Here is a 12,410-nt window from a genome sequence, read left to right on the forward strand (position 1 = left end):
TGCCCGGTCCCATGGGCGCCCCCGCTCGCGCCGAGGCCGCGCGGCTCTCGGCGATCTTCGAGGCCACCGGTGCGCAGCCGGTCGACACCTCGATCCTGCAGCCCGCCGACGTGCTGCTCGACCTTTACGGCGAGGACATCCGCGCGCGCGCCTATGTCACTGCCGACCCGCTGCGCGGCGAGATGATGCTGCGCCCGGACTTCACCGTGCCGGTCGTGCGCGCGCATATGGACGAGGGCGGCGATCCCGCCCGCTACTGCTACGCAGGCGAGGTGTTCCGGCGGCAGGAGACCGATCCGGCGCGGCCGATCGAGTTCCTGCAGGCGGGGTTCGAGATCTTTGGCGGCGATCCGGCGCAGGCCGATGCCGAAGTCTTTGCCACCATCGCGGAGGCGCTGACCGGCTTGGAACTGCGGCCCTCGACCGGCGACATCGGCATCCTGATGGCCGCCGTGCGGGGGCTGAAGACCTCCGACGCGCGCAAGGGCGCGCTTTTGCGTCATGTCTGGCGGCCCCGCCGCTTCCGCGCGCTGCTTGACCGCTACGGCGCACGTACGCCGCTGCCTGCGCATCGCAAGGCGCTTCTGGCTGCCGCGGATCCGTTCGAGAGTGCGGGTCCGGTATTGGGCCGCCGCACGCGTGAGGAGGTCGAGGCGCGCATCGTCACGCTGCGCGAGGAGGCCGAGACGCGACCCATCTCCGAAGAGGAGATGGAGCTGATCGACATGATCCTCGACCTGCGCGAGACCGCGCCCAACGTGCTGTCGAGCCTGCGCGACATCGCCGTCGACATGCCAGCCATCGGCGACGCGGTGACCGGCCTGACCCGTCGGCTCGACGCGATGTCGGCGCGCGGCGTCGACGTGGACGCGCTGCCCTTCGAGGGCAGCTTCGGTCGCACCACGCTCGAGTATTATGACGGCTTCGTCTTCGGCTTCCAATCGCCCACGCGCGCAGACCTGCCGCCCGTGGCGACCGGTGGGCGTTATGATGCGCTGACCCGGCAGCTTGGACAGGGGCGCGCCGTGCCCGCCGTCGGCGGGGTGATCCGCCCCGAGCTCGTGGTGCAGATCAGGGAGGGCCGGGCATGACGATCCGTCTCGGCGTGCCGTCCAAGGGACGGCTCATGGAAAAGACCTTCGACTGGTTCGGCGCGCGTGGCCTCACGCTGCGCAAGAACGGCAACGACCGCGAATACGCGGGCGTGGTCGAGGGCATCGAGGGTGTCGAGCTGGCGCTGCTCTCCGCCGGAGAGATCCCGCGCGAGCTGGCCGCTGGCCGGCTGCATCTGGGCGTCACCGGATCGGACCTCGTGCGCGAAAAGGTCGCGGGCTGGGACCTGCGCCTGCGCGAGTTGGCGCATATGGGTTTCGGCGGTGCCGATCTGGTGATCGCGGTGCCGCAATCCTGGGTCGATGTCGACACGCTCGACGATCTCGACGCCGTGGCCGCCGCGTTTCGGCGCCAGCACGGCTTTCGGCTGCGCATCGCCACCAAGTACCACCGCTTGACGCGTGAGTTCCTGCGCGAGCAGGGCGTGGCCGACTATCAGCTCGTCGACAGTCAGGGCGCGACCGAGGGCGTGGTGCGCAACGAGACCGCCGAGGCGATTGCGGACATCACCTCGACCGGCGAGACACTGCGCGCCAACGGGCTCAAGATCCTGTCGGACGGGATGATCCATTCGAGCCAGGCGACGCTGTTCCGGTCGAGCACGGCCGACTGGTCGGATCGTCACCGCGCCACGCTCGACGCGCTCGAGGACAAACTCGGTCTCTAAAGAACGCCGATCTCGGCCAATGCGGCCTGCAGCGCGGGTGGCAGCGGCTCTTCGGCCTCGCGCCCCGGCGCGAGGTCGCGCGGCGCATCCTCGGGCTTGAGATAGCGCCAGCCTTGGAATGCCCGCTTGGGCGTCGCCGCGACGCGCTTGAGATCGGGGTCGCAGACGATGGCGCAGCGGCGGATGCCGTCGCCTCGATCCACCTCGTCAAAGCGGATCACACGCTGACGGCACAGGATCACCCCCTTGATCACCCAGTAGATCGATCCCTCGTCTAGCACCTCCTCGGTACGCTTGGGCCACATGCGGGTGACGTGGCGCGGCAACCCGTCCGAGGTCTGGCCCCGTCGGTCGGCCTGCCAAGCCGCGAGATCGGAGACATCTTCGGTTCCGACCGAAAGTTTGATGAGGTGCAAGGGCATGAACGGGACTTAGGAGGCGAAGCAGGGGGCCGCAAGTCGCGATTTCGTGTTGTGACAAAACCGCAATTTCTTGTGGATAAGGCTGTGTCAAACACAATCTGTAGCTTGAGACGTGCTATAATCCCCTATATCCACGGTGACCGTCGGGACCTGAGTCCCTCAAGAATTTCCAATACGTTTCAAGCCGAAGGACCGCCCTCATGACCCGTTTTTCCGCGCCCATCGCCGAGCAGATCTGGGACATGAAGTATCGCTTCAAGGAAAGCGACGGCACGCCGATCGACGGCTCGGTCGAAGACAGCTGGCGCCGCATCGCCCGTGCGCTGGCGGCCCCCGAGAAGGACCCCGCGCTCTGGGAGGGCAAGTTCTACGGCGCGCTCGAGGATTTCCGCTACCTGCCCGCGGGCCGGATCACCGCCGGTGCCGGCACCGCGCGCTCGGTGACGCTGTTCAACTGCTTCGTCATGGGCACCGTGCCCGATTCGATGTCGGGCATCTTCGACATGCTGAAGGAAGCGGCCCTGACCATGCAGCAGGGCGGCGGCATCGGCTATGACTTCTCGACCATCCGGCCGCGCGGCGCCGAGGTGAAGGGTGTGGCCGCCGATGCTTCGGGTCCGCTGTCGTTCATGGATGTGTGGGACGCGATGTGCCGCACCATTATGTCGGCAGGCTCGCGCCGCGGCGCGATGATGGCGACGATGCGCTGCGACCACCCGGACGTCGAGGCCTTCATCACCGCCAAGTCCGACCCGGCCCGCCTGCGCATGTTCAACATGTCGGTGCTGGTCACCGACCCGTTCATGGAAGCGGTGAAGTCCGACGGCGCGTGGGATCTCGTCTTCAAGGACCGCGTCTACAAGACCGTGCAGGCGCGCGACCTGTGGAACGCGATCATGAAGTCGACCTATGAGCAGGCCGAGCCCGGCGTGATCTTCATCGACCGCATCAACCAGATGAACAACCTTGGCTATTGCGAGAGCATTTCCGCCACCAATCCCTGCGGAGAGCAGCCGCTGCCGCCCTATGGCGCCTGCCTGCTCGGCTCGATCAACATGGCAAAGCTGGTCCGGAACGCGTTCGAGGACGGCGCGAAGCTCGACGAGGCCGAGCTGGACGATCTCGTCGCCATGGCCGTGCGGATGATGGACAACGTCGTCGACGCCTCCAACTTCCCGCTGCCCGCGCAGGCCGAAGAGGCCCGCAACAAGCGCCGCATCGGCCTTGGCGTCACCGGTCTTGCCGATGCGCTCCTTATGGTCGGGCTGCGCTATGGCTCGGACGAGGCGGCGGCGCAGACCGAGGCCTGGATGAAGCGCATCGCGCGCGCCGCCTACCTCGCGAGCGTGGAGCTGGCGAAGGAGAAGGGCGCCTTCCCGCTGTTCGATGCCAAGAAGTACCTTGCCACCGGCAACATGATGCAGATGGACAAGGACGTGCGTGACGCGATCGCCAAGCACGGCATCCGCAACGCGCTTTTGACCTCGATCGCGCCCACCGGCACCATCTCGCTCTATGCGGGCAACGTGTCCTCGGGGATCGAGCCGGTGTTTGCCTATGCCTACACCCGCAAGGTGCTTCAGAAAGATGGCTCGCGCACCGAGGAAGAGGTCGTGGATTACGCCGTGCAGGCTTGGCGCGAGAAGTTCGGCGACCGCGAGTTGCCCGACTACTTCGTGAACGCCCAGACTCTGGCCCCGATGGACCACGTGAAGATGCAGGCCGCGGCGCAGAAGTGGATCGACAGCTCGATCTCCAAGACGATCAACTGCCCCGAGGACATCTCCTTCGAGGCGTTCAAGGACGTCTACATGGAAGCCTATGAGACAGGCTGCAAGGGCTGTACCACCTACCGCCCCAATGACATCACCGGCTCGGTGCTGTCGGTCTCCGAGCCTGCCAAGGCACCCGAGGCGAAATCCGCGCCGGCCGAACCCACCGGCGGCGAGGTGATCTACATGTCCGAGCCGCTCGACCGGCCCGCCGAGCTGGAGGGGGCCACCTACAAGCTGAAGTGGCCGGACTCGGAGCACGCGATCTACATCACCGTCAACGATCTCGTCGTCGGCGGCCATCGTCGGCCCTTCGAGGTGTTCATCAACTCCAAGAACATGGAGCATTTCGCCTGGACCGTGGCGCTGACCCGGATGGTTTCGGCGGTGTTCCGGCGCGGCGGCGACGTGTCCTTCGTGGTGGAAGAACTCAAGGCCGTGTTCGACCCGCGCGGCGGCGCCTGGATCAAGGGCAAGTATGTGCCTTCGATCCTCGCGGCGATCGGCGGCGTGATCGAAAAGCACATGATCTCCACGGGCTTCCTTGCCGGTGAGGGTCAGGGCCTCAAGGAGGATCCACAGCAGCAGGTCGTCAACCTCGACGGCCCCCGCGGCAAGTCCTGCCCCTCTTGCGGCGGCTATGAGCTGCGCATGGTCGAAGGCTGCATGACCTGCGGAAGCTGCGGTCACTCTAAGTGTGGGTGATGTAGGTGGGCTCATTGCCAGAAAGGCATATGAGTGCGAATTGAAGGCATAAGCCTGCGAGTTGCACGTTAAGCGCTTTCTTCGATGACCCCGGCAGACAAGCCGGGGTCATTCTCGTTTGGGCCACTGGCACAGAAAGTGACGTTCGAGGGTCGGCCATAGGAAGAGGTTCTCGTGCTCAGTGTCTCCGTCGGAGAACCTCAGCTGCTGTAGGCCGAAGGTCGGCGACAGCAGTTCCTGCCATGACCATCCCGCTTCCAAGGATAGGCAGCGCAGTGGAGCGAACGTTTTCTGGAAGGACGATCTCGCCGCGACCACCATCCAATCGGATCGAGAACTTCAACGCCCGCTTCCGCAACGAGCTGCTTGATGGAGAAGTTTTCTACTCAATGTGCGAGGCGCAGATCCTGATCGAGCGGTGGCAAAGGCGCTACAACACGGTCCGGCCTCACAGCTCAATGAGCCAACGCCCACCAGCGCCGGAAAGCATCGTGCCAGTCGCCCGGAGGCCGACCATACACTAGCAATTAACTGGGAGCGCTCAGTTGGGGCAGCTTATTAGCCATCATAAGTTTGGTCATCGGGCACATCCCTCGCTTCAGGTCGGCTTCTACAATCCGACCCTACCGAGAAACCAGATGGCCGCCCCCGCTACACCACGCCTTGGGACACGGCCTCGGGGGCGGTGTCCAAACCATCTCGGGATCAAGCCAGATTGTCAGAGAGCCGCGCTTCTGCAGCGTGGCATGACAGGCGGGCCAGTTTGTCGTGCGATAGCGGGAGGATGCAGGCTTCATATGCCGCACATCCAAGTGGCTGATCCTCCATGAGAACCGTCAGACGCAGAGCTTTGAAACAACGCTTACTCGGCCGCAAAACTCTCCTTGCCAACGAAGACGTCTTGCGCGGCGGCTCGGGTGTCGGCCAGCAGGCGGCTCGCCTTTTCGCCGTTGACCGGCCGACCAAGGTGGAAGCCCTGCGCGACGTCGCAGCCAAGTTGCATCAACCGCGTGATCTGCTCGGAGGTCTCGACCCCTTCGCCCACCGCGCCGACCGACAGCTCGCGCGCCATGTTTGTCACCGCCTGCGCCACGGCCCAAGCCTTGTGGTCGGTCTGCGACACGTTGATGAAGCTGCGGTCGATCTTGATCTGGTCGAGCTCGAAGTCGCGCAGGTGCGTGAAGGAAGAATAGCCGGTTCCGAAATCGTCCATCGCGATCTTCACACCCATCGCGCGCAGCGCGATCAGGTTGCGCGCCAGATGCGCACCGTCGCGCACCAGCGCCGTCTCGGTCAGCTCGAGCGTCAGTCGGGTGGCGGCCAGCCCGTGCCGTTCCAGCGCAGAGCGCACCACATCGACGATCGAGGGAAGACGCATTTGTACCGGCGAGACGTTGATCGCGATATGGATGTCTTCGGACCATTCCGAGAGCTGGCGACAGGCTTCCTCGATCACCCATTCGCCGATCTGGACGATCATGCCGTTCTCTTCGCACAGCGGGATGAAATCGGCGGGGGAGACGAGGCCGCGCACCGGGTGGCGCCAGCGGATCAGCGCTTCGAAGCCCAGAATGGAGCGGTCCGACAGGCGGAAGATCGGCTGGTAGTCGAGCTCGAACTCGTCGCACTTGAGCGCCTGCGCCAGATCGCTCTCGGTCTGACGGCGTTCAAGGGCCTGCTCCATCATGCCTTCCTCGTAGAACTGCACGCGATTGCGGCCGAGATTCTTGGCTCGGTAGAGGCCCAGATCGGCACGCTGCAGCGCCTCGGAGGCGCCGATGCCGTCGCCGGTCAGGCTGGCACCGATGCTGCAGCCAATGGTGATGGTATGGCCGTCCACGTCATAGGGCGCACCGATGCTCTCGATGATGCGACGCCCGGTCTCCAGTGCTTCGACCTCGCCCGCGCCGTTGAGCACGGCCACAAGCTCGTCGCCGCCCAGACGAAACACCGTGGCCGAGGAACCGGCCGCGTCGAGAAGGCGGCGCGCGACCTGCACCAGCAGGCCGTCGCCCACAGGATGGCCCAGCGTGTCATTGACGACCTTGAAGTGGTCGAGATCGATCATCAGCAGCGCCCGCTGGTGCCGATCGGGGCTGAGCGTGGCCATGTGGTCGCGAAAGCTGCGGCGGTTGGGCAGGCCAGTCAGCGCGTCGTGAAAGGCCATATGCGCGATCTTGGCCTGCGCGGCCCGGTGTTCGGTAAAGTCGTCGAAGGTGATCACCACCTCGCCGCTGGGCACCTTGCGGCTCGAGATGCACAGCACCTTGCCGTTGGCGAACTCCTCTTCGTCGCGCAACATGTCGCTCTTGCACAGGCGTTTGAGGTGGGTTTCGATCGTGGCGGCGAGACGCTCGCTTTCCCAGCTGCGCTGGCGTCCGATGACCGACATCAGTTGATCGAGCGTGTCGCCCGCGCCGATCTCGGCCTCGTCGATGTCGAACAGCTCATAGCTGCGCTGGTTGATCGCGGTGATCACGTGGTCGGTGTCGATCATGACCAGCGCGTTGGACATGTTCTGCAGCGCTGCGAGGAAGGAGGCTTCCTTGCGCTCGATCGCCTGCTGCGCCGTCATCAGGCGGCGTCGGTTCACCATCGCCGTCATCGCCGCATAGCACAGCGCCAAGGCGGTGAGGCCGGTAAAGATCGACAGGAGCTGACGATCCATTCCGAAAGCGCCTTGGCCGATGACGTTGACCGAGAGGCCCGACATGGCGGTGAAGTGCAGCAGGCAAACGCCGAGTACCAGGCCCGTGCCACGCAGCAGACGGGCGCGTTGGCTCACACCCTTGACCGCCATCGCCGGCGCGAAGAACGCAACGCCCAGCAGGATCGCCAGAAGCGTCGTGCCGGATTGGTGATGCATGGGGCTTTGCATGGCCATCATGCCGGTGAAATGCATGGCACCCACACCGGCCCCGGCCAGAGCGCCCATCGCGGCGCGCGACCAACGCTGCTGAAGCAGGCAGGCCGCCGACAGGGGCAGGCCCACGAACAGGATGCTGACCGCCGCTGAAAGCGCGGTGATGCCGGGCTCATAGCTCACCGACGCGCCGGGGCGGTAGCCGACCATCGCAATGAAATGCGTGGTCCAGACGCCCAGACCCGCCACGACGGCGACCCAGGTCAGCGGCACGAACCGGGCCCGGCCTTCGAGCAGGGCGGCATTGCGCATCAGTATGACCAGCGTCACCGCCATCGCCGAGCAGACGATGGCCGCCATCAATACGAATTCGGCCTGAGTGTGCAAAAGCCCCTGCACGAGCGACATGAACATTTTCTTAACCCCCGTCTATTTCGTCTTTGATTGACGGGGGAGTTCGACCGAATGATGGCGTAATTGGTGCTTTCGTCGCAGTCCAACAGGCAATCGGAATATGTGAAATCGCCGCTCCGGTCAGGGTGACCGGAGCGGCGATTTTGACTGGCATGGAGACGGGGGCTGGCCTCGAGAGCCAGTACTCAGGTCATTTCGCGAAAGCCATGGTTGCCTTGGGAGCCGAAGCTCCCCGGCCCGGAGGACAGGACGCCCCGGATGTCGTTGACCTCCTGCGGGCTGAGCGGCATCGAGAACCGCACGCCGGTGTAGCGATCGTTCGACCAGATGACCTGAGCGGAGATGCGTCGAAACGCGTGACACAGGATGATCCGGGTGTCGCTCTGCGCCGCCGGCAGGCCCTTGATCCGGGCCCCGGAGGGGCTGATGTCGACGAGGCGCACGCGGCTGACCGCTCCGTTCTGCTCGACGCGGCATTCGCTGTCCGCGGGATAACGCATGTTGCGGTAACGCATGGCGGGGTACTCGTTGTGATTCCAATTTTGCGGGGATCCGCACCCGGCATATTCGGCTGCATCCGCTTCGTGGAACACAGGCCTGCGGAAAATTCCCTAGACTGTTGCACAAATTCGTAAATTTTCAGGTGGAAAACATGGCAATGCGATCAAGATTTTGGCAATTGATCGGCGTCGAACGGACCCCGCGACATCGGTCGGCTTTGGGGGGCCTAGGGGTCTGACTGTCCTGAAGCACGCCGCCGCCGAACGGCGTCCCGGACGCATTTGGGGGCAATCGGCGACGCTACCGATGCGACCGAACGGATCAGGCTTCGCATCGAATGGTCAGGGGCCGGCCATTGCAAGACAGTTTCGAAATGTGGTGCCTCTAGAAAAAGATCCATGCGGAACATGGGGTTGGCGCGCTACCCAAGGCTCGGTGCGAGGCGGCTTTTGCCAATGTATCCTCATACACCCCGCACCCTAACGTCGAGTAAATCCCGAACGAGTTTTCTTGCCGCATGGGAGTCCTGCCCGTTTACTCGCCCCCATTGGGAGGGCCGCGCATGGTCCGAGAATGTCAACGGAGAACCGAGGCATGAGCGAACAGACCCTGCTGGCGTGGTGGAGCTTCAACAATAGCGACAACGACGGCGACCTGCTGAACCTGACCAATGATGATGAAAACGCGCGGTCACAGTTCGGTTTCATGCTGGACAACAACCGCTTCGATGACGGGTTCTACGATCCCGCCGGGCCGATGTCCGGCATCACCCCGCAGCTTCCGGGCATCGAGGCGCTGTTTCCGGTGGCGAGCGCGGGCGCAGGGGCGCTGATCGGCGCACCCGATCCCGGTGACCACGACGTGCCCGATGCGAGCACCTATGGTGCCCATCTCGATCTGACCGGCCTTGCGGGCGACAACTTCGCCACCTCCAGTTCGAACAACTGGGGCTCGTTCGGCGGCACCGATTTGAACCGGCCCGATGGCACTTTTGGCGGCGGGTCCCTGACCGTCACGGGCAGCGGCAACAACGACGCCTATTTCGACATCCGGGCCGATCTCACCGACTGGAGCAATGTCGACATCACTTGGGCCAATCGCGGCACGAGCACGGGCTTTGACAGCCGGATCGTCTCGGTTTCGACCGACGGCGGCGTAACCTTCACCGAAATCTTCACCGACAGCGGCGATCTGACAAGCACTTGGACCACTGAGACAGCGGATGCGGGTACCCTGCTCGACGGGGCGTCGGATGCGATCATCCGCTTTACACTCGACGGGGCGACCTCGACCTCGGGCAACAACCGCTTCGACAACATCCAGCTTACCGGCACGACCATCGGCACGCCGCCACCGACCGAACCCGAGCCCGAGGCGGCAGAACTGGTGCTGATCTCGACCATTCAGGGCACCCCCGACACCCAAGTCGTCAACCGCTTCGGCGACGCGGGCTCCTCACCGCTCGATGGCGAAGAGGTTCGGATCGAAGGCATCGTCACCGCGACCTTCCCCGATCTTCACGGCTTCTTTGTGCAGGAGGAGGCCGCCGACAGCGACGGCGATCTACGCTCCTCCGAAGGCATTTTCGTCTATGCGCCCGGCGGCTTTACCGTGGCCGAGGGTTATACGGTCTCCGTCACGGGCACTGTCGGCGAGAACTATGGCATGACCCAGATCAGCGCCGAGGGCCGCGGGGCCACCATCGAGATCATCGACGCAGGCAACGGCTTGGGCCTCATCGACGTGCCGGTCCTCAACCGCGCGGACTATGGCGGCAACGAGGATCTGACCGCGCTCGAGCAGTTCGAAGGCATGAAGATCAGCTTCGAGCAGGATATGGTCGTCTCGGAGTATTTCGAGCTGGCGCGCTATGGGCAGGTCACGCTCTACGAAGGCGCGCGGCCCTACCAGTACACCCAGCTCAACGCACCCGATGCGGCGGGCTACGAGGCCTACCTCGAGGATCTGGCAACCCGGCGCATCATCCTCGACGACGGCAACAACACCCAGAACGCCGCGACGCCGGATGGAAAGATCTTCTACCCGCAGCCCGACGGGTTCTCGACCGGCACCCAAGGCGAGGATTTCTTTCGCGGCGGCGATGTGATCACCGACCTCACTGGAGTGCTGCATTGGTCCTATGCAGGTCAATCCGGCACCGACGCCTGGCGCCTTCGCCCGACCGACGCCGATCCGGCGGAATTCACACTCGTCAACGAGCGGACCGACGCGCCCGAGGATGTGGGCGGATCGCTCAAGGCCGCGTCGTTCAACGTGCTGAACTACTTCACCACGCTCGACGATGGATCGAGCACGACGGCCACCGGCCTGAGCCCGCGCGGAGCCAACAGCACGGCCGAGCTGGAGCGACAGACCGACAAGATCGTCGATGCCTTGGCCAAGCTCGACGCACAGGTGGTGGGTCTGCTCGAGATCGAGAACGACGATGGCGCGGCTACCGCGGTTTTGGTGGAGGCGCTCAACGCCCGGGTCGGAGCCGATACCTATGCCTATGTCGACACCGGCCTGATCGGCACCGATGCGATCAAGGTGGCGTTGATCTACGATCAGACCAAGGTCCGACCTGTGGGCGATTACGCGATCCTCGACGAATCCGTCGACGCGCGGTTCCGCGACGGGGCGAACCGGCCCGCACTGGCGCAGACCTTCGAGGAGATCGAGACCACCGGCACCTTTACCGCCGCCGTCAACCATCTGAAGTCCAAGGGATCGATTTTCGAAGGCGATGCTTCCAACGGGGATGGCTCTGGCAACAATGACCAGATCCGCACCGATGCGGCCGCCGCCCTCGTCGATTGGCTCGCCAGCGATCCGACCGCATCGGGCGATGCCGACCAGCTGATCCTAGGCGATCTGAACTCCTATGCCATGGAGGACCCGATCACGGCGATCCGGCAGGGCGCCGACGACACCGCCGGCACCGCCGACGACTTCGTGGATCTGCTGGCGGCCCATGCGGGCGACGCGGCCTACAGCTATCTCTTCGACGGGCAGCTCGGTACGCTCGATTATGCGCTGGCCAACACCGGCCTCGCCTTGCAGGTCACCGGAGCGACGGCCTGGCACATCAACGCCGACGAGGTGCCGCTGTTCGACTACAACGACGATGTGCGCGATCCGGGCGAGCGCAGCTTCGAGGAGGAGCCATCGGGCAACGATCTCTACGAGCCCAACGCCTACCGCGCCTCGGACCACGACCCGATTCTGGTCGGGCTCGACCTCGCACCGACCTTCAACATCGTGGCGGGTGGCAGCGACAAGAACGACAGGCTGTCGGGCGGGGATGGGCGCGATCTGATCGCCAGCGGGGCAGGGCGGCTCGACAAGGTGACGGGGGGCGCGGGCGCGGACCGCTTCGTCTTCGGGGCCGAGACCTCGAACGGCGTGCGCGAGCGCGAGATGATCATGGATTACGAGGTCGGTCTCGACGTAATCGACCTTGGCGGCGCACGGATCGCCGGTGCGCGAGAGGCGGGCAACCATCTCAAGATCGTGCTGGCAGGCGACGAGGACGAGATCTTCGTAAAGTTCGTGGATGACCTTGCCGACATCACCTTCATCAACGAAGGAGACATGGCTTTCGTGTGATCAATTGCATTTGGGGTGGTCGCCGAATGGGCGCCGCCCCGAATGTTTTAGGATGCCCCAGGCGGCGCGGCGTCCATGTCGGTAGAACGCATAGGCCTGTGGGCCAGTGGGATTGCATTGAACAACGCCACAAGCAGCGCCGCCGACATGGCATCCACGCCATCAACAGAGCTGCAGATATGATTATCTATTGGGGGTGCTTGGTAGCGGAGGAGGGACTTGAACCCCCGACACGCGGATTATGATTCCGCTGCTCTAACCAACTGAGCTACTCCGCCTGAAGCGAGGCCGGAAGTATGACAGCGGCGCGGGGGCGTCAAGTCGAAAACCACGGAAAATATCAC

Annotated in this window: 7 protein-coding genes, 1 tRNA gene and 2 pseudogenes; 5 read left to right on the forward strand and 5 right to left on the reverse strand. The window is 64.3% G+C overall.

All coding sequences use genetic code 11. From position 1 onward, the window contains the following. Positions 1-11: 11 nt before the first annotated feature. Positions 12-1,091 (forward strand): ATP phosphoribosyltransferase regulatory subunit, encoded by a 1,080-nt coding sequence (locus AADJ02_RS01835; RefSeq protein ID WP_341211286.1) that lies wholly within the window; start codon positions 12-14, stop codon positions 1,089-1,091. Next, positions 1,088-1,780, forward strand: coding sequence for an ATP phosphoribosyltransferase (hisG, locus tag AADJ02_RS01840; RefSeq protein ID WP_341211287.1), 693 nt, complete (start codon positions 1,088-1,090; stop codon positions 1,778-1,780). Before AADJ02_RS01835 ends, hisG begins: the two co-directional genes overlap by 4 nt. On the opposite strand, the gene AADJ02_RS01845 is transcribed toward hisG, so the two are convergent. Continuing rightward, complete coding sequence (locus AADJ02_RS01845) at positions 1,777-2,202, reverse strand: DUF1489 domain-containing protein (protein WP_341211288.1); 426 nt, start codon at positions 2,200-2,202, stop codon at positions 1,777-1,779. The genes hisG and AADJ02_RS01845 overlap by 4 nt on opposite strands. A gap of 200 nt (positions 2,203-2,402) precedes the next feature. Here AADJ02_RS01845 and AADJ02_RS01850 point away from each other — a divergent pair, with 200 nt between their 5' ends. Then, the gene (locus AADJ02_RS01850; protein WP_341211289.1) at positions 2,403-4,679 is read left to right on the forward strand and encodes an adenosylcobalamin-dependent ribonucleoside-diphosphate reductase; all 2,277 of its coding nucleotides are present in this window, start codon (positions 2,403-2,405) and stop codon (positions 4,677-4,679) included. Positions 4,680-5,011: 332 nt separating this feature from the next. Then, a pseudogene (locus AADJ02_RS01855) lies at positions 5,012-5,203 on the forward strand (integrase core domain-containing protein); the annotation flags it as partial. Between the two features lie 165 nt (positions 5,204-5,368). Here the strand turns inward: AADJ02_RS01855 and AADJ02_RS01860 are convergent. The 3 genes and pseudogenes from AADJ02_RS01860 to AADJ02_RS01870 form a co-directional block, all read right to left on the reverse strand. Next, a pseudogene (locus AADJ02_RS01860) lies at positions 5,369-5,476 on the reverse strand (IS5/IS1182 family transposase); the annotation flags it as partial. Positions 5,477-5,541: 65 nt separating this feature from the next. Next, a complete protein-coding gene (locus tag AADJ02_RS01865; protein WP_341211290.1) occupies positions 5,542-7,956 on the reverse strand; it encodes an EAL domain-containing protein in 2,415 nt (804 codons plus the stop codon). 185 nt (positions 7,957-8,141) lie between these two features. Then, positions 8,142-8,456 carry a PilZ domain-containing protein gene (locus tag AADJ02_RS01870; protein ID WP_341211291.1) on the reverse strand — a complete coding sequence of 105 codons (315 nt, stop codon included), beginning with the start codon at positions 8,454-8,456 and terminating at the stop codon, positions 8,142-8,144. A gap of 595 nt (positions 8,457-9,051) precedes the next feature. On the opposite strand from AADJ02_RS01870, the gene AADJ02_RS01875 reads away from it, so the two are divergent. Further along, on the forward strand, positions 9,052-12,066 hold the full coding sequence (locus AADJ02_RS01875; protein WP_341211292.1) for an ExeM/NucH family extracellular endonuclease: 3,015 nt from the start codon (positions 9,052-9,054) through the stop codon (positions 12,064-12,066). A gap of 201 nt (positions 12,067-12,267) precedes the next feature. On the opposite strand, the gene AADJ02_RS01880 is transcribed toward AADJ02_RS01875, so the two are convergent. Then, positions 12,268-12,344 (reverse strand) — tRNA-Met (locus AADJ02_RS01880). Positions 12,345-12,410 lie beyond the last annotated feature (66 nt).

Origin of the sequence: uncultured Limimaricola sp., assembly GCF_964022235.1 — a bacterium.
Taxonomy (GTDB): domain Bacteria; phylum Pseudomonadota; class Alphaproteobacteria; order Rhodobacterales; family Rhodobacteraceae; genus Limimaricola.